The sequence below is a fragment of the Enterobacter sp. BWH52 genome (assembly GCF_001037565.1).
In the GTDB taxonomy this organism is placed as follows: Bacteria; Pseudomonadota; Gammaproteobacteria; order Enterobacterales; family Enterobacteriaceae; genus Enterobacter; species Enterobacter hormaechei_C.
Window position 1 is genome coordinate 2,510,028 of record NZ_KQ089854.1, and the last position, 18,034, is coordinate 2,528,061.

An 18,034-nucleotide genomic window follows, 5' to 3' on the forward strand; every position below is an offset into this window, starting at 1 on the left:
GAGATGCATTGGATATCTTACGTGAGGGCTATATGAAAATAGTTCTCATCAACTTGTTTAATGCTGCAAAATATAAGGCCGGAAAGTACCAAATGGTGCCAACTCTCGCCAATACATTTTGCAAATTTGTTAAGCATTTCTCTTTTACGATGGCTGGCATAACTAAGGCGCTAACCCTGGCTTACGCCGAAATCAACAAAAAGAGATATAATTCATACAGATAAGAAATTTTGTTGCTCCAAACGCGACGACATGGCTTAGTTGAACGAATTTTCACGATAATTTAACAATTGATTATTATTTAGCACATTCGTCTGAGTCAGCATCGAAATTACTAATATCATTTCGGTTATCTGTCAGCAAGCCCCAGAGTATCATGTGAGTAAAATAACAGATGGTTTGAGGGATTTATGCGCGGCAAGGGGAAATGAAAATAAACAACCTCTTGAAAAACAACAAAAGAGGGTTATTAGTAGAACTTATTATGACTGGCGCCTATTTCAACTTTATTTATATGATTTGCAGATAATCACGTAAAAAAAACGGAGCCGCTGGCTCCGCTCTTTCAAATGAAATTCAGTGTACTAACCCGGGGAAAATACTTTTTATACCGGTAACGATAAATTCGATGCCCAACGCCATTAACAACAGACCCATGATACGGGTAATCACGTTGATGCCCGTTTGTCCCAGCAAGCGAACCAGCCATGGCGCCATACGAAATACGCCCCAGCAGCACAGCGCGAACAGCGCAATGGCGACGGAAAAGCCAATCAGGTGCATCAGGCTGTGGTAGCGCGTTCCCCAGACAATGGTGGAACTGATCGCCCCCGGGCCCGCCATCAGCGGCAGTGCCAGTGGCACAACCCCAATGCTCTCGCGGATAGCTGTCTCTGATTTTTCCTGTTTGTTCTGTTTATCCTCCCCCAGCTTGCCGCTGATCATCGACATGGCAATCGTCACCACCAGGATCCCGCCTGCTATACGGAACGAATCAATCGAGATGCCGAAGACCTGAAGAATGGCGTCCCCGAGATAAAGAGACGTAAGTAGGATGATCGCCACCGACAGGTTTGCCGTCAGGTTGGTTTTATTTCGTGCCGCAGCCGTCTGATAGCTGGTCATACTGATGAAGACAGGGATGATCCCTACCGGGTTAACCAGAGCAAACAAGCCGATAAAAAACTTGAAATATGTAGGGAAATCAAAGAGCGTTTGAATCACATTAAGCTCCGCAATTGAGCATGTCCAGGGAGAAACTGCATGTCATGATAAATCCGCGCTGAAGATACGCTTTTTAGCCGCACACTTCACCAGAAATCTGTTCTTAAACGTTATCAATTCATGATGTTAAACATTTGTGTAATCAATGATATCGCCGCTTCCAATAGTTACTTAATTATTTAACAGTAGAATAATTAGCACAAAATAACCCTGCTGAAAGGTATCAGCTTAGGACAAAATTGATCTCGATCATAATTTTCGTACTCAGAAGTGAGTAATCTTGGTTACGCCGCCAGGGAGATCACCTATCAAAAAGGTATGATGCTAAGGTAAGGCTCTTTTAGTAAATTAGTGAGCTGGAGCAGTGAGTAATCCTTTGTTTTACTGTGTGTTACGCAAGTGGGATCGGCTCTGACTATACTGTCAGACGTATCGAGCGCTGGTTTACTAAAAGAGTTTAAACATTATCAGGAGAGCATTATGGCTGTTACCAATATCGCTGAACTGAACGCCCTCGTCGAGCGCGTAAAAAAAGCCCAGCGTGAATATGCCAATTTCACCCAAGAACAGGTTGATAAAATCTTCCGCGCGGCCGCTCTGGCTGCTGCTGATGCTCGAATCCCTCTCGCTAAAATGGCCGTTGCCGAATCCGGCATGGGTATCGTTGAAGATAAGGTGATCAAAAACCACTTTGCTTCAGAGTATATCTACAACGCCTATAAAGATGAGAAAACCTGCGGTGTGCTGTCAGAAGACGATACTTTCGGCACCATCACCATCGCAGAACCGATCGGCATCATTTGCGGTATCGTTCCAACCACTAACCCAACCTCTACCGCCATCTTCAAATCTCTCATCAGTCTGAAGACACGTAACGCAATCATTTTCTCTCCGCATCCACGTGCGAAGGACGCCACCAACAAAGCAGCAGATATCGTGCTTCAGGCAGCCATTGCTGCGGGTGCGCCAAAAGATCTCATCGGCTGGATCGACCAACCTTCTGTTGAACTGTCCAACGCTCTGATGCATCACCCGGACATTAACCTGATTCTGGCAACCGGTGGTCCTGGTATGGTTAAAGCAGCATACAGCTCCGGTAAACCAGCCATCGGCGTAGGCGCAGGTAATACCCCTGTTGTGATCGACGAAACGGCAGATATCAAGCGTGCAGTTGCTTCTGTGCTGATGTCTAAAACCTTCGATAACGGCGTTATCTGCGCATCTGAACAGTCTGTTGTCGTGGTTGATTCGGTATACGACGCCGTTCGTGAACGTTTCGCCAGCCACGGCGGCTACCTGTTGCAAGGTAAAGAACTGAAAGCCGTTCAGGACGTGATTCTGAAAAATGGTGCACTGAACGCAGCTATCGTAGGTCAGCCAGCGTATAAAATTGCTGAACTCGCTGGCTTTAGCGTCCCTGCTACCACCAAGATTCTGATTGGTGAAGTGAAAGTCGTTGATGAAAGTGAGCCGTTTGCTCACGAGAAACTCTCCCCAACGCTGGCAATGTACCGTGCGAAAGATTTTGATGACGCGGTAGAAAAAGCAGAGAAACTGGTGGCAATGGGCGGTATCGGCCACACCTCTTGCCTGTACACCGATCAGGATAACCAGCCTGAGCGTGTTGCTTACTTCGGTCAGAAGATGAAGACGGCACGTATCCTGATCAACACCCCTGCTTCTCAGGGTGGTATCGGTGATCTGTACAACTTCAAACTCGCACCTTCCCTGACTCTGGGTTGTGGTTCCTGGGGTGGTAACTCCATCTCTGAAAACGTTGGTCCAAAACACCTGATCAACAAGAAAACCGTTGCTAAGCGAGCTGAAAACATGTTGTGGCACAAACTTCCGAAATCTATCTACTTCCGCCGCGGCTCTCTGCCAATCGCGCTGGATGAAGTGATTACTGATGGCCACAAACGTGCGCTCATCGTGACTGACCGTTTCCTGTTCAACAATGGCTATGCAGACCAGATCACCTCTGTTCTGAAAGCGGCTGGTGTGGAAACTGAAGTCTTCTTTGAAGTTGAAGCTGACCCAACCCTGAGCGTTGTACGTAAAGGCGCTGAACTGGCGAACTCCTTCAAACCTGATGTGATCATCGCACTGGGTGGCGGTTCCCCAATGGACGCCGCGAAAATTATGTGGGTGATGTACGAGCATCCGGAAACTCACTTCGAAGAACTGGCGCTGCGCTTTATGGATATCCGTAAACGTATCTACAAGTTCCCGAAAATGGGCGTGAAAGCGAAAATGATCGCCGTCACCACTACTTCCGGTACTGGTTCAGAAGTGACTCCATTTGCCGTTGTGACTGATGACGCAACCGGTCAGAAATACCCGCTGGCTGACTACGCACTGACGCCAGATATGGCTATCGTTGACGCCAACCTGGTCATGGAAATGCCGAAATCACTGTGTGCGTTCGGTGGTCTGGATGCGGTAACTCACGCTCTGGAAGCTTACGTTTCCGTACTGGCTTCTGAGTTCTCTGACGGTCAGGCTTTGCAGGCGCTGAAACTTCTGAAAGAAAACCTGCCAGCTTCTTACAACGAAGGTTCGAAAAACCCTGTTGCGCGTGAACGTGTACACAGTGCGGCAACAATCGCGGGCATCGCGTTTGCTAACGCCTTCCTGGGTGTCTGTCACTCTATGGCGCACAAGCTGGGTTCACAGTTCCACATTCCTCACGGTCTGGCGAACGCCCTGTTGATCAGCAACGTTATCCGCTATAACGACAACCCAACCAAGCAAACTGCATTCAGCCAGTACGACCGTCCACAGGCGCGCCGTCGTTATGCTGAAATCGCCGATCACCTGGGTCTGAGCGCACCGGGCGACCGTACTGCCGCGAAGATCGAAAAACTGCTGGCATGGCTGGAAAGTCTGAAGGCGGAACTGGGTATTCCTAAATCTATCCGCGAAGCAGGCGTTCAGGAAGCTGACTTCCTCGCTCACGTAGATAAGCTGTCTGAAGATGCATTCGATGACCAGTGTACTGGTGCTAACCCGCGCTACCCACTGATTTCCGAACTGAAACAGATCCTGCTGGATACTTATTACGGTCGTAACTTCACTGAAAGCGATGTCGCAGCCGTAAAAGTTGAAATCCCCGCAGTTGTAAAGGCTGACAAGAAAGCGAAGAAAAACGCTTAGTTGACAGTGTGATAAAAAACCCGCCAGCAGCGGGTTTTTTTATATCTGAGGATCGGTAAAACATTCTTGTTATTTTCGATTGTCGCCCTGTAACGCCGTCAGCGAGCCTACAGCCAGCGCCTCTTTATAATGCTTGCGGCAGACCGAGACATAACGTTCATTGCCTCCTATCACCACCTGCTCGCCATCAGCATAGGGTTTACCCGACTGGTCCAGGCGAAGAACCATACTTGCCTTGCGGCCACAAAAGCAGATTGTTTTCAGCTCAACCAGCTTATCCGACCAGGCGAGCAGATACTGGCTGCCGGCAAATAACTCCCCACGAAAATCGGTACGTAATCCATAGCAAAGAACGGGAATATCCAGCTCATCAACGACCTCTGAAAGCGCATGGACCTGCTCACGGGTCAGGAACTGGCTTTCATCTACCAGCACGCAATGGACAGGCTTAGAGGCATGCTCGACACGAATGTCCTCCAGCAGGTCCGTTTGAGGGTTAAACAGCCTTGCAGGCGATGAAAGCCCTATTCTTGAGCTTACCTTCCCTGCCCCAAAGCGATCGTCGATTTCGGCGGTATAAACAACGGTACGCATCCCCCGCTCCTGATAATTGTATGAGGATTGCAGTAACGCCGTCGATTTCCCTGCATTCATTGCCGAATAGTAGAAATAAAGTTGTGCCATTGGCCGAAGAACCCTAATCAATGTGAAATATTCCCGATGGATCATTGTACCATATTTTGTACCGTCAGCTGCGGCGAGCAGCACACTCCAACCTGCCATGCACCGGTAAATCCTTCGCGAGTAGCGCAAAATAATGCGTTAAAACAGGCAGTAAAGGCATTAAACACTGACAATAAGGTGAGACCGCAACCAGAGATAACACTTCTTTTTATAGTGTCTTCTTCGTTCATTAAAATTCACTATTTATTAACTATTCCTGGCTTCGCTGCGTTTACACGGGGTAATACAAAAGGCTGATATTTATCAACCGCAACTATAATTCCTGAGGTAAAAGTCACAAAACAAACATGCAAATGACTCGCTTTTGCCGTTTGAAACGATATCTCGCAGCCCCAACAAACAATGAAATTTAAGTTAGCGTAATTAATAATAGCGTCGTTTATTTTGTATTTTTTGAATTCCTTACATTCCCACCTATTGCACAAGTGAAATTAAGGCTCTATTATTAGGACAACAAACCCACCCCCATTATAAGTTTGAGATTACTACAATGAGCGAAGCACTTAAAATTCTGAACAACATCCGTACTCTTCGTGCGCAGGCAAGAGAATGTACCCTTGAGACGCTTGAAGAAATGCTCGAAAAATTAGAAGTTGTAGTTAACGAACGTCGTGAAGAAGAAAGCGCAGCTGCGGCTGAAATCGAAGAACGTACACGTAAACTGCAACAGTATCGCGAAATGCTGATTGCCGATGGTATCGATCCAAACGAATTGCTGAACAGCATGGCTGCGGCTAAAACCGGTACCAAAGCAAAACGCGCGGCACGTCCTGCTAAATATAGCTACATCGATGAGAACGGCGAAGAGAAAACCTGGACTGGCCAGGGCCGTACTCCTGCTGTAATCAAGAAAGCAATGGACGAACAAGGTAAACAACTGGATGACTTCCTGATCAAGGATTAATCTGGAAAGATTCTGAAAAATCCCGCTTAATGCGGGATTTTTTATGCCTGTAATATTCGCCCGAACATCTCCTTACATTCTGTCATATTGTGAGGCTCCGTATTTAACGTCCTTGACAATCCCCCGCCAATTACAGAGTGACAGGCATAAAAAAACCGGTGGGCGACGCCACACCGGTCTTGTTCACAGGCTGGTGAGTTTATTACTTTATACCCACGCTACCTTTGAGCCAGGCTTTAAATTCTTCACCCAGGCTGTTATGGCGAATACCATATTCGACGAATGCCTGCATATAACCGAGCTTATTCCCGCAGTCATGGCTCTTACCTTTCATATGGTAGGCTTCCACGGTCTCTTTCTCGATCAGCATATCGATAGCATCCGTCAGCTGGATTTCATCGCCCGCACCCGGAGGCGTTTTCGCCAGCAGCGCCCAAATTTCAGCGCTCAGTACGTAACGACCAACGACAGCAAGGTTAGACGGCGCGACGTCCGCTTTAGGTTTTTCAACAACGCCAACCATCGGTACGCTTTCGCCAGGTTGCAGGTCAACGCCTTTGCAGTCAACCACGCCGTAAGCGGTCACGTCGTCGACTGGCTCAACCATAATCTGGCTGCTGCCGGTTTCGTCGAAGCGTTTAATCATTTCCGCCAGGTTTTCCTGGGAAAGATCGGACTCGTACTCATCAAGGATCACATCAGGCAGAATAACCGCGACCGGCTCATCACCCACTACCGGGTGTGCACATAATACTGCATGCCCCAGGCCCTTCGCCAGGCCCTGACGAACCTGCATAATGGTAACGTGTGGAGGACAAATAGACTGCACTTCCTCCAGCAGCTGGCGCTTAACGCGTTTTTCCAGCATTGCTTCGAGTTCGAAACTGGTATCGAAATGGTTTTCGATAGAGTTTTTAGATGAATGCGTCACCAGCACAATTTCGGTGATACCTGCTGCAATACATTCATTCACGACATACTGGATTAATGGCTTATCAACCAGAGGCAGCATCTCTTTTGGGATTGCCTTCGTCGCTGGCAACATCCTGGTACCCAATCCCGCCACCGGGATAACGGCCTTTCTGACTTTCGAATTAAGGGCAGCCATTGAAATTCTCCTGAACTGTTCAAGTTTTGAACTTTTATGCATTGAATAACGCGTTGAGTATACAGTCTCATCCACTAATACGGGTCTGAAAAGAACGCGTTGCCGATCAATTAAGACAAATACGCATGAAACTTGCAGCGATAGTAGCACTGCCAGCAAAAACACAGGTAAAGCAATCTGAAAAATAAAATCTGACTGCTTACTCCGTGGACAACATTAAGCGTAACCGCCCTCCGGCACCCCAAATTTGGCACTGCCAGGAGGTGCAGCGATGGCTAATTTGATTAAGGTAAGTATTTCCCAGCGTACCCAACGGCACGCCGTTACTCACCTGAATATGGTGTTCGCCAGTATTCAGTGTGGCATTTAATCCCGCAGACACCAGAATAAGGTTATTCAACCCGCTGTGATAATAGCCAACCAGAAGCGGGAACTGCCCCGGTAAATTGGCCTGGCGAAAAAGTTGGTTGACCTGTTTTAGTAAACTGCCTAACTCAGGAAGTCGTTGCCCCTGATGGGATAATTGTTCCTGTAGCAATCCATTAAACAGCGCCCGGAGTAATAAGGCCGCCAGAACGCCGTTATCTCCCGCTCGGGTAACATCCAGGCAATAAAAAGCGAGGTCGGAATCCGAGAGCGGCGCAATATCCAGCACCAGTCCAGGCTGGTCAGCCGCTACCAGCTGGCGATAATTTACTCTGCAATGAGAGATATTTTGCTGCACCGGCGGCTGAAGTTCCTGAAGCAGCTTCGCGGCCGCGAGAGGATTACTGACTAAAGCATCCCAGTCCTGGAAAAGACGTTCTTCTTCTTCCACCCGGGAATTAAACATATTGGGATACAGGCAGGCCAACACCGTTTCGCGCAGACGGTTTAAATCTTTAACCGGTTTGAGCAGGATATCCTGCACTCCTAAACGCAACGCCTTAGCAATATCCGCCATATTTTCGGTGGCCGAGATCACCAGTATCGGTGTCTGATAACCTTCATTACGCAGGTTTTCTACCAGCATTAATCCGTCCATGCGCGGCATCTCGAGATCGCAGATCATCAGATCCGGCGCCATGCTGGCCATTTTTTCCAGTGCCTCGACGCCATCTTCGGCAAGGGACGTGGTTGCACCCAGTGAGGATAACCACGAATCCAGTAGCGATCGGAAAACGGGCTCGTCTTCTACTATCAAAATATGTTTTCCGGCCAATGGCTGTGTCATGGTTCCTCCCCTGGCTGACAGTTACTCAATAGTGGCATGCTATTGGTACTATCGCCTGTCAGATTTTGCTGAAGTAATCAAAAAAGTGCTCAACGTGCTGTACGCACAAAAGGCAACAGTTCATCTATTTTCTTTTCGACGGCTAACGAGCCCGCTGCTATGGCGGCCTCAGCCCGGTGGAAATCAAGGGTAGAGATTTGTGGACAATAGGGTTGAATAAGAATATCCGGAGGATCGCCAGCCATACGGTTTCGCTTCAGGCGATTCTCAAGAATTTGAATAGAGGTCGTCATGATTTCAATGGCGTTCGGTGCGGTCACCGCGCGACGGGCAGCCAGGCGCCCTATTCTGCCGCGTAATCGAGCATGCCAGGCAAGTTTCTCCTCTTCCGTGTCATCGCTCTGAAGATTAACCGGCATCAAATCCTGCTGCATAAGGTGAGCGTCGTGCTGTAAATCCACGGCAATGACGATATCCGCCCCCATGGCGCGCGTCAGAGAGACAGGGACAGGATTCACTACGCCACCGTCAACGAGCCAGTAGCCATTGTGAGGCACAGGCGCCATTAATCCAGGCATACTACAGGATGCACGAACGGCGAGATGAATATCCCCTTCGGTGAGCCATAACTCCCTGCCCGTACTGAGGTTGGTTGCAACGGCCCCGAAAGGCATTTGGCAGTGGCTGAAGTCAGCGAGGGGCATTATCTTGCGAAACTGATTGAAAACGCGTTCGCCGCGCAACAGGCCGCCACGCTGCCAGGAGAGATCCATCAGGCGCAGCACATCCCAGTAACTGAAGGAGCGCACCCAGCTTTCAAGCTCCGGGAGCTTACCGCAGGCGTACGCGGATCCGACCAGCGACCCGATAGAACATCCTGCGACAATATCAACGTCAATCCCCATCTGGTTTAAGGTATTGATAACGCCAATATGTGACCAACCCCGGGCTGCACCTGAGCCCAACGCCAGTCCAATTTTTACCTTTCTCATTAGCCCTGTTTTACTTCCCCTGGATTCCCGACATAGCGTCAACGCACCTGCTCAGTTAACATATTGCTACCTTAAGCGTTTAACGCCTTATTTTTTGTTCCAGGAAGAGAATCGTGTCTCAACTCTGCCCCTGTGGTAGCGCTCTGGAGTATAGCCTATGTTGCCAGCGATATCTTTCTGGCAAGCAGGTTGCACCAGACCCGTCACACCTTATGCGCTCGCGGTATACTGCTTTTGTGATCAAAAACGCAGACTACCTGATTAAAACCTGGCATCCGTCCTGCCATGCTGCCGATTTTCGCCAAGAGATTGAAGCCGGATTTGCCAACACCGTCTGGCAGGGCCTCACCGTCTTTGAAGCCGCTCCCGGCCGCGATGCCAACGAGGGCTATGTCAGTTTTGTCGCCCGCTTTAGCGAACAAAACAAACCCGGCGCCATCATTGAACGCTCACGGTTCTTAAAGGACAGCGGGCAATGGTATTATATTGACGGCACACGTCCGCAATTCGGTCGTAACGATCCCTGCCCCTGTGGTTCAGGAAAAAAATTTAAAAAGTGTTGCGGCAGTAATGCCTGACAACTCAGACTTCGCAAATACATAAACAGGATTTCCCGGCGATGCAATCATTACAACGTAAAGTTCTGCGCACTATCTGTCCCGATCAAAAAGGGCTGATCGCACGAATTACCAACATTTGCTACAAGCATGAACTGAATATCGTGCAGAACAACGAGTTCGTTGACCACCGTACCGGTCGCTTCTTTATGCGTACCGAACTGGAAGGCATTTTCAACGACACAACCCTGCTTGCCGATCTGGACAGCGCCCTGCCGGAAGGCTCGGTGCGCGAGCTGAACCCGGCGGGCCGTCGCCGTATTGTCATTCTGGTCACCAAAGAGGCGCACTGCCTGGGCGATCTGCTGATGAAAGCCAACTACGGTGGCCTGGACGTCGAAATTGCCGCCGTCATTGGCAACCACGAGACGCTGCGTACGCTGGTAGAACGTTTCGACATTCCGTTTGAGCTGGTCAGTCACGAAGGCCATACCCGTGAAGAGCACGACAACCTGATGGCTGCTGCGATTGAAGCGCATAACCCGGACTACGTGGTGCTGGCGAAATATATGCGCGTGCTGACGCCATCCTTCGTGGCGCGCTTCCCGAACAAGATTATCAACATCCACCACTCCTTCCTGCCAGCCTTTATTGGCGCGCGTCCGTATCACCAGGCATACGAGCGTGGCGTGAAGATCATTGGCGCAACCGCGCACTACGTGAATGATAATCTGGATGAAGGCCCAATCATCATGCAGGACGTGATTCACGTGGATCACACCTACACGGCAGAAGATATGATGCGTGCCGGCCGTGACGTTGAGAAGAACGTACTAAGCCGTGCGCTGTATCAGGTACTTGCCCAGCGCGTCTTTGTGTACGGCAACAGAACGATTATTCTTTAATCCCTCGGAAAATGAATTGATTAGCTTTACGCCTTTACGGATAAAAAGCAGGCAAACAGCTTCATTTTCCTAAAGGAATGCTTTACAGGGGCGTCTCATTTGATATGATGCGCCCCGCTTCCAACAGGAAGCAGGCCAGTTAAAAGCATTACCCCGTGGTGGGGTTCCCGAGCGGCCAAAGGGAGCAGACTGTAAATCTGCCGTCATCGACTTCGAAGGTTCGAATCCTTCCCCCACCACCATCTCCAGCTTTACCTCAAAATATGAATTACCCCTGGTGGGGTTCCCGAGCGGCCAAAGGGAGCAGACTGTAAATCTGCCGTCATCGACTTCGAAGGTTCGAATCCTTCCCCCACCACCATCACTTCCAGATTCTTTAGCACTATCCAAAAGCACAATGCCCCATGGTTCTCCCATGCGGGGACGGATAAGAAGCTTCGACCAAGGTTCGATTCGAGCATAGTGGCCGGGTAAGGCGCAGCCGCCACCCGGCATCCGCACGAAACCCTGGATCGGGGACAAAAAAAACCCCGCATATGCGGGGTTGTATTAATACAGCGAATCAGCGACGGGCACGCACAACCTGATATTTGCGCGTCAGGTACTCCACCGGCGCACTCCAGATGTGCACCAGGCGAGAGAACGGGAACAGCACAAACAGGGTCATACCCAACACCAGGTGAACGCGGAAGATGAACGCCACGCCGTCCAGATGCTCAGAGGCGCCCCCGCGGAAGGTCACGACAGACTGCGCCCATCCCACCAGCTTCATCATCTCGCTGCCGTCCATATGCTGCGCAGAGAATGGAATGGTCAGCAGACCCAGCGCACACTGCACCATCAGCAGGGAGAGGATCAGGATGTCCGCTCCGGTCGTGGTAGCCCGCACGCGTGGGCTGAACAGACGGCGTTTCAGCAGCAACAGACCACCCACCAGGGTCATCACGCCACAGGCGCCACCGGCGAGCATCGCCATCTTCTGCTTCACGTCAATCGGCAGCCACGCTTCGTACATCCAGTGCGGGGTCAGCATCCCCAGCAAGTGACCGGCGAAAATCCCCAAAATCCCGATGTGGAACAGGTTTGACGCCAGGTTCATCCCTTTACGATCCAGCATCTGGCTGGAGGCAGCACGCCAGGTGTACTGGCCATAGTCATAACGCAGCCAGCTTCCCACCAGGAACACGGTGCCCGCGATATACGGGTAAATGTCAAAGAAGAACATATTCAGGAAGTGCATTAGTGCTGTCCTCCGTTAGAGATATTCAAATATTGCGGAGCCACCGCTCCGGCAAAACGACGCTGATGCGCGGAGATTTCAGATTCGCCACAGCTCTGGTCAGCAAAGAATTTCACCTGCTCTTCTTCCCAGACGGCATCAAGTGCTTGTGGGGTATCGTCCCGGGCTTCATCCGCGATTTTTTCCGCCACTTTTTGACTGTCAACCGAGGCGTTAGCCAGTTTCACCAGCAGATCAAACAGGACTGCATAGCTGCTCTCACGTTGCTGGAGACGCGCGCCGAGCAACGCCAGAATGGGAGCAATGTCCTGCAACCCGCCCAGCGCTTCCTCTTTCGGCAACTGCGCCAGATATTCCAGATACAGCGGCAGGTGATCCGGCAGCTCGCGGCTGTCGAGTTGCAAACCGTGCTGCTCGTACTGGGCCATCAGATCCACCATCGCCTGACCACGGTCGCGGGATTCACCGTGAACGTGTTCGAACAACAGCAGAGACGTGGCACGACCCCGGTCAAACAGCTGGCTGTAGTCCGCCTGCGCATCAAGAAGATCGCGCGCCAGCAGATCGCGGAGGAAAACGCCCAGCTTCTGGGCATCCTCTTTATCCAGGTTTTCAGATGACGCGAGTGCATCAAAGAGTTCCTGTTGATGCTGCACAAGCGCAGCATCAGGGTACTCGAGCAGACGCGAAACAATGACGAGTTCAATCATTGGTGCGGCTCCGTTTTGCTGGTCACATCCATCGCGTCGATGCGGCGGCTGTTGAACAGGTTGAATTTGCTGTCTGACCCGTGGCAACCGTCGCCAAAGGTAAAGCCACACCCACTTTTCTCCGGGAAGGCCTCGCGAGCCAGTTCACGGTGGCTGCTCGGCACCACGAAACGATCTTCGTAGTTAGCGATTGCCAGATAGCGGTACATCTCCTGCGCCTGCGCTTCGGTCAGACCAACCTCTTCCAGCGCGCGGGTATCGTTCACGCCGTCAACAGTTTCCGCACGTTTGAAGTGACGCATCGCCAGCATACGTTTCAGCGCCAGCAGTACCGGCTGGGTATCCCCGGCGGTGAGCAGGTTGGCCAGATACTGAACCGGGATACGCAGGCTTTCCACGTCCGGCAGAATGCCGTTGCTGCCCAGTTCACCCGCATCCGCCGCAGACTGAATCGGAGACAGCGGCGGCACGTACCAGACCATCGGCAGCGTGCGGTATTCCGGGTGCAGCGGCAGGGCCAGCTTCCAGTCCATCGCCATTTTGTACACCGGAGACTGCTGTGCGGCGTCAATCACGCTCTGCGGAATACCGTCTTTCAGCGCCTGCTCAATAACCTTCGGATCGTTTGGATCGAGGAAGACGTCCAGTTGACGCTGATACAGATCTTTCTCGTTCTCGGTGCTTGCGGCATTTTCAATCGCGTCCGCGTCGTACAGCAGCACGCCGAGGTAGCGGATACGACCTACGCAGCTCTCTGAGCAGACGGTCGGCATACCGGCTTCGATACGCGGGTAGCAGAAGATGCACTTCTCAGACTTACCGCTCTTCCAGTTGAAGTAGATTTTTTTGTACGGGCAGCCGGTGATGCACATACGCCAGCCGCGGCACTTGTCCTGGTCGATCAGCACAATGCCATCTTCTTCACGCTTGTAGATGGCGCCGCTTGGGCAGGTCGCCACGCACGCCGGGTTAAGGCAGTGTTCGCACAGGCGCGGCAGGTACATCATGAAGGTGTTTTCGAACTGGCCGTACATCGCCTTCTGCATGTTCTCGAAGTTCTGGTCTTTGGCGCGTTTTTCGAACTCGCCGCCCAGAATCTCTTCCCAGTTTGGACCGCTGGTAATTTTGTCCATGCGCTGGCCGGTGATCAGCGAGCGAGGACGGGCGATCGGCTGGTGTTTGCTTTCCGGCGCGTTGTGCAGGTTCTGATAGTCGTAATCAAACGGCTCGTAGTAATCATCGATGCCCGGCAGATGCGGGTTAGCGAAGATTTTACCCAGCAGCATGGCACGGTTACCCATGCGCGGTTGCAGTTTGCCGTTGATTTTACGGATCCAGCCGCCCTTCCACTTCTCCTGGTTTTCCCAGTCGGTCGGGAAGCCGGTGCCCGGCTTACTTTCCACGTTGTTGAACCAGGCGTACTCCATACCTTCACGGCTGGTCCAGACGTTTTTACAGGTGACTGAGCAGGTATGACAGCCGATGCATTTATCCAGATTCAGCACCATGCCGACTTGTGAACGAATTTTCATTTTACGCTCTCCTGTACCTGGTCATTACCTTCGCCATCTAACCAGTTAATATTCTTCATCTTACGTACCACCACGAACTCATCGCGGTTCGATCCTACGGTGCCGTAGTAGTTAAAGCCGTAGGCCAGCTGGGCATAACCACCGATCATGTGGGTCGGCTTCGGCGTAATACGGGTCACGGAGTTGTGAATACCGCCGCGCTGTTCGGTGATCTCAGACCCCGGCAGGTTAACGATACGTTCCTGCGCGTGGTACATCATGGTCATCCCGGCCGGTACACGCTGGCTCACCACCGCACGTGCCGTCAGGGCACCGTTGCTGTTGAACACTTCAATCCAGTCGTTATCTTCGATACCCAGATCTTTGGCGTCCGCTTCGCTCATCCAGACGATTGGCCCCCCGCGCGACAGGGTCAGCATCAGCAGGTTGTCGCTATAGGTGGAGTGGATACCCCACTTCTGGTGCGGCGTCAGGAAGTTCAGCGCCTTCTCAGGGTTACCGTTTGATTTCGCACCCATCACCGCTTTCACGGAGCGGGTGTCGATTGGCGGACGGTAAACCAGCAGGCTTTCACCGAAGTCACGCATCCACTGGTGATCCTGATACAGAGACTGACGGCCAGAAAGCGTGCGCCATGGGATCAGCTCGTGAACGTTGGTGTATCCGGCGTTATAGGACACATGTTCATCTTCGAGGCCAGACCAGGTCGGGCTGGAGATAATCTTGCGCGGCTGGGCCTGAATATCGCGGAAGCGGATTTTCTCTTCCTCTTTATTCTTCGCCAGGTGCGTATGGTCACGACCGGTAAACTCGCTCAGGGCCGCCCAGGCTTTCACCGCCACGTGGCCGTTGGTTTCCGGGGCCAGGGTCAGGATCATTTCCGCCGCATCAATCGCCGTGTTCAGCATCGGCTGGCCTTTCGCCGGGCCGTCCGCTTTGGTGTAATTGAGCTTGCGCAGCAGGTCCATTTCACTCTGGGTGTTCCAGGCGATCCCTTTCCCGCCGTTACCGATTTTTTCCATCAGCGGGCCGATAGAGGTAAAGCGCTCGTACGTTGCCGGGTAATCACGTTCAACCGGAATAATGTGCGGCGCGGTTACGCCTGGGATCAGGTCGCACTCGCCTTTTTTCCAGTCCTTCACGTCCAGCGGTTGCGCCAGTTCGGCAGCGGAGTCGTGCTGGATTGGCAGCGTCACCACGTCGGTCTCTTTGCCCAGGTGCCCTACACAGACTTCGGAGAATTTCTTCGCGATGTCTTTGTAGATTTCCCAGTCGCTTTTTGATTCCCATGCCGGGTCAACGGCCGCAGACAGCGGATGAATAAACGGATGCATATCCGACGTATTCATGTCGTCTTTTTCGTACCAGGTGGCGGTAGGCAGCACGATATCGGAGTACAGGCAGGTACTGGACAGACGGAAGTCCAGCGTTACCACCAGATCCAGCTTGCCGTCCAGACCGTTGTCTTTCCATTCAACTTCTTCTGGCTTCACGCCGCCCTGCTTGCCGAGATCTTTACCCTGAATACCGTTTTCGGTACCGAGCAGGTATTTCAGCATGTATTCATGGCCTTTACCGGACGAACCCAGCAGGTTAGAGCGCCAGATGAACAGGTTACGCGGATGGTTTTTACCGTTCTCCGGCTGTTCTGCCGCGAAGCGGATTGAGCCGTCTTTGAGGGATTTAACGGTGTAGTCAACCGGTGACATGCCCGCTTTCTTCGCCGCTTCCGCAATGCGCAGCGGGTTCGTGCCCAGCTGCGGCGCAGACGGCAGCCAGCCCATACGCTCAGCGCGCACGTTGAAGTCAATCAGGTGGCCGCTGTAGCGGGATTTATCCGCCATCGGCGACAGCAGTTCCTGGGCGGTAACCGTCTCGTAGCGCCACTGGCTGGAGTGGTTATAGAAGTAGGAGGTGCTGTTCATGTGACGGGCCGGACGCTGCCAGTCAAGGGCAAACGCCAGCGGCTGCCAGCCGGTCTGCGGACGCAGTTTTTCCTGGCCCACGTAGTGCGCCCAGCCGCCGCCGCTCTGCCCGACGCAGCCGCAGAAGATCAGCATGTTGATCAGGCCGCGATAGTTCATATCGAGGTGATACCAGTGGTTCAGACCGGCACCGACGATGATCATGGAGCGACCGTGGGTTTTGTCGGCGTTTTCCGCAAATTCACGCGCGATACGGGTGATCTGCGCGCGTGGCACGCCGGTGATCTGCTCCGCCCAGGCCGGGGTATAAGCCTTCACGTCATCATAGCTGGTCGCGCAGTTTTCATCGTTCAGGCCGCGCTCCAGACCGTAGTTCGCCATGGTCAGATCGTAGACGGTAGTGACCAGAGCAGTAGAACCGTCCGCCAGTTGCAGGCGCTTAACCGGCAGTTTGTGCATCAGAACGTTTTGCAGCTCAACCTTGTTGAAGTGCTCGGAACCTTCACCACCAAAGTACGGGAAGCCGACATCGGCGATCTCATCCTGGCTGCCCAGCATGCTGAGACGAAGTTCCGTCTCTTCACCCGTGGTGCCGTTACGCTGCTCCAGGTTCCATTTGCCTTTTTCGCCCCAGCGGAAGCCGATAGAGCCGTTTGGCGCCACCAGCTCGCCGTTGCTGTTGCAGGCGACCGTTTTCCACTCCGGGTTGTTTTCCTGACCCAGCGCGTCCACCAGATCTGCGGCACGCAGCATACGGCCTGCGGCGTAATAGCCGTCACGCTCTTCGAGCATCACCAGCATTGGCATGTCGGTGTAGCGACGCACGTAATCGGTGAAATACTGGCTTGGCTTGTCGAGGTGGAATTCGCGCAGCATGACGTGGCCCATCGCCAGCGCCATGGCGGCATCGGTACCCTGTTTCGGCGCCAGCCACAGGTCGCACAGCTTGGCGATTTCGGCGTAGTCCGGGGTCACGGCAACGGTTTTGGTCCCTTTGTAACGTACTTCGGTAAAGAAGTGCGCATCCGGGGTACGGGTCTGCGGAACGTTAGAGCCCCAGGCGATGATGTAGCTGGAGTTGTACCAGTCAGCGGACTCCGGCACGTCGGTCTGCTCGCCCCAGGTCTGTGGCGACGCTGGCGGCAGGTCGCAGTACCAGTCGTAGAAGCTCAGGCAGGTTCCGCCGATGAGTGACAGGTAGCGCGCGCCGGAGGCGTAAGAGACCATCGACATCGCCGGGATTGGCGAGAAGCCTGCCACACGGTCAGGACCGTAAGTTTTCACGGTGTAGACGTTGGAAGCCGCAATCAGCTCGTTCACCTCTTTCCAGGAAGAGCGAACGAAACCACCGCGACCACGCGCCTGCTTGAAGCTTTTCGCTTTGTCGGCATCTTCAATGATGGAGGCCCAGGCATCAACCGGATCGCTGTGCTGCACTTTCGCTTCACGCCACATTTTCATCAGGCGTTTACGCATCAGCGGGTATTTCAGTCGGTTTGCGCTGTAGAGATACCAGGAGTAGCTGGCCCCACGCGGGCAGCCACGCGGCTCGTGGTTCGGCATATCCGGACGGGTACGCGGATAATCGGTCTGCTGCATTTCCCAGGTCACCAGACCGTTTTTAACGAAAATCTTCCAGCTACATGAGCCAGTGCAGTTTACGCCGTGGGTAGAACGGACAACTTTGTCATGCTGCCAGCGTTGACGGTAACCGTCTTCCCAGTCCCGGTTGGTATCCAGAACCTGGCCGTGCCCATCGGCAAAAGTTTCACCCTTCTGTTTGAAGTAGCGAAACCGGTCCAAAAATTTGCTCATCGGGTATCT

Annotated in this window: 13 protein-coding genes and 2 tRNA genes; 6 read left to right on the forward strand and 9 right to left on the reverse strand. The window is 52.5% G+C overall.

Annotated features, from left to right (window positions below; all coding sequences use genetic code 11):
• Positions 1–576 precede the first annotated feature (576 nt).
• On the reverse strand, positions 577–1,224 hold the full coding sequence (locus SK47_RS11850; protein ID WP_017384236.1) for a YchE family NAAT transporter: 648 nt from the start codon (positions 1,222–1,224) through the stop codon (positions 577–579).
• A gap of 480 nt (positions 1,225–1,704) precedes the next feature.
• Here SK47_RS11850 and adhE point away from each other — a divergent pair, with 480 nt between their 5' ends.
• A complete protein-coding gene (gene adhE, locus SK47_RS11855) occupies positions 1,705–4,380 on the forward strand; it encodes a bifunctional acetaldehyde-CoA/alcohol dehydrogenase (protein ID WP_048244308.1) in 2,676 nt (891 codons plus the stop codon).
• Positions 4,381–4,449: 69 nt separating this feature from the next.
• Here the strand turns inward: adhE and tdk are convergent, their stop codons facing one another.
• Complete coding sequence (tdk, locus tag SK47_RS11860; protein ID WP_032610234.1) at positions 4,450–5,064, reverse strand: thymidine kinase; 615 nt, start codon at positions 5,062–5,064, stop codon at positions 4,450–4,452.
• Positions 5,065–5,614: 550 nt separating this feature from the next.
• On the opposite strand from tdk, the gene hns reads away from it, so the two are divergent.
• Positions 5,615–6,028 carry a histone-like nucleoid-structuring protein H-NS gene (gene hns, locus SK47_RS11865; protein ID WP_003856724.1) on the forward strand — a complete coding sequence of 138 codons (414 nt, stop codon included), beginning with the start codon at positions 5,615–5,617 and terminating at the stop codon, positions 6,026–6,028.
• 202 nt (positions 6,029–6,230) lie between these two features.
• Here the strand turns inward: hns and galU are convergent, their stop codons facing one another.
• From galU to rssA, 3 genes are all read right to left on the reverse strand, one after another.
• A complete protein-coding gene (gene galU, locus SK47_RS11870; protein ID WP_003856723.1) occupies positions 6,231–7,136 on the reverse strand; it encodes a UTP--glucose-1-phosphate uridylyltransferase GalU in 906 nt (301 codons plus the stop codon).
• 199 nt (positions 7,137–7,335) lie between these two features.
• On the reverse strand, positions 7,336–8,349 hold the full coding sequence (gene rssB / locus SK47_RS11875) for a two-component system response regulator RssB (RefSeq protein WP_003856721.1): 1,014 nt from the start codon (positions 8,347–8,349) through the stop codon (positions 7,336–7,338).
• Between the two features lie 89 nt (positions 8,350–8,438).
• Positions 8,439–9,341, reverse strand: a complete 903-nt coding sequence (gene rssA, locus SK47_RS11880) for a patatin-like phospholipase RssA (RefSeq protein ID WP_045333132.1) — start codon at positions 9,339–9,341, stop codon at positions 8,439–8,441.
• A gap of 113 nt (positions 9,342–9,454) precedes the next feature.
• Here rssA and SK47_RS11885 point away from each other — a divergent pair, with 113 nt between their 5' ends.
• The 4 genes from SK47_RS11885 to SK47_RS11900 all read left to right on the forward strand — a co-directional run bounded on the left by SK47_RS11885 (position 9,455) and on the right by SK47_RS11900 (position 11,164).
• Positions 9,455–9,919: a YchJ family protein gene (locus SK47_RS11885; protein ID WP_045333133.1), complete on the forward strand. Its 465-nt coding sequence runs from the start codon at positions 9,455–9,457 to the stop codon at positions 9,917–9,919.
• Between the two features lie 41 nt (positions 9,920–9,960).
• Complete coding sequence (purU, locus tag SK47_RS11890) at positions 9,961–10,803, forward strand: formyltetrahydrofolate deformylase (RefSeq protein ID WP_003856715.1); 843 nt, start codon at positions 9,961–9,963, stop codon at positions 10,801–10,803.
• A 157-nt stretch (positions 10,804–10,960) separates the two neighbouring features.
• Positions 10,961–11,045: transfer RNA gene (locus SK47_RS11895), tRNA-Tyr, on the forward strand.
• Between the two features lie 34 nt (positions 11,046–11,079).
• Positions 11,080–11,164 (forward strand) — tRNA-Tyr (locus tag SK47_RS11900).
• Between the two features lie 201 nt (positions 11,165–11,365).
• Here the strand turns inward: SK47_RS11900 and narI are convergent.
• The 4 genes from narI to SK47_RS11920 are packed head-to-tail and all read right to left on the reverse strand — an operon-like array spanning position 11,366 to position 18,025.
• Positions 11,366–12,043 carry a respiratory nitrate reductase subunit gamma gene (narI, locus tag SK47_RS11905; RefSeq protein ID WP_047653920.1) on the reverse strand — a complete coding sequence of 226 codons (678 nt, stop codon included), beginning with the start codon at positions 12,041–12,043 and terminating at the stop codon, positions 11,366–11,368.
• The gene (narJ, locus tag SK47_RS11910) at positions 12,043–12,753 is read right to left on the reverse strand and encodes a nitrate reductase molybdenum cofactor assembly chaperone (RefSeq protein WP_022651366.1); all 711 of its coding nucleotides are present in this window, start codon (positions 12,751–12,753) and stop codon (positions 12,043–12,045) included. The genes narI and narJ overlap by 1 nt, the downstream gene beginning before the upstream one ends.
• Entirely contained in the window at positions 12,750–14,285 is a 1,536-nt protein-coding gene (narH, locus tag SK47_RS11915) for a nitrate reductase subunit beta (RefSeq protein WP_017384243.1), read from the reverse strand. Before narH ends, narJ begins: the two co-directional genes overlap by 4 nt.
• Positions 14,282–18,025, reverse strand: a complete 3,744-nt coding sequence (locus SK47_RS11920; protein WP_023300281.1) for a nitrate reductase subunit alpha — start codon at positions 18,023–18,025, stop codon at positions 14,282–14,284. Before SK47_RS11920 ends, narH begins: the two co-directional genes overlap by 4 nt.
• Positions 18,026–18,034: the final 9 nt, after the last annotated feature.

What these genes read in the sequence shown, in the direction of transcription:
- adhE (WP_048244308.1), top strand. Translation starts at nt 1,705, where the DNA reads ATGGCTGTTACCAATATCGCTGAACTGAACGCCCTCGTCGAGCGCGTA.
- tdk (WP_032610234.1), bottom strand. Translation starts at nt 5,064, where the DNA reads ATGGCACAACTTTATTTCTACTATTCGGCAATGAATGCAGGGAAATCG.
- hns (WP_003856724.1), top strand. Translation starts at nt 5,615, where the DNA reads ATGAGCGAAGCACTTAAAATTCTGAACAACATCCGTACTCTTCGTGCG.
- galU (WP_003856723.1), bottom strand. Translation starts at nt 7,136, where the DNA reads ATGGCTGCCCTTAATTCGAAAGTCAGAAAGGCCGTTATCCCGGTGGCG.
- rssB (WP_003856721.1), bottom strand. Translation starts at nt 8,349, where the DNA reads ATGACACAGCCATTGGCCGGAAAACATATTTTGATAGTAGAAGACGAG.
- rssA (WP_045333132.1), bottom strand. Translation starts at nt 9,341, where the DNA reads ATGAGAAAGGTAAAAATTGGACTGGCGTTGGGCTCAGGTGCAGCCCGG.
- purU (WP_003856715.1), top strand. Translation starts at nt 9,961, where the DNA reads ATGCAATCATTACAACGTAAAGTTCTGCGCACTATCTGTCCCGATCAA.
- narI (WP_047653920.1), bottom strand. Translation starts at nt 12,043, where the DNA reads ATGCACTTCCTGAATATGTTCTTCTTTGACATTTACCCGTATATCGCG.
- narJ (WP_022651366.1), bottom strand. Translation starts at nt 12,753, where the DNA reads ATGATTGAACTCGTCATTGTTTCGCGTCTGCTCGAGTACCCTGATGCT.
- narH (WP_017384243.1), bottom strand. Translation starts at nt 14,285, where the DNA reads ATGAAAATTCGTTCACAAGTCGGCATGGTGCTGAATCTGGATAAATGC.
- SK47_RS11920 (WP_023300281.1), bottom strand. Translation starts at nt 18,025, where the DNA reads ATGAGCAAATTTTTGGACCGGTTTCGCTACTTCAAACAGAAGGGTGAA.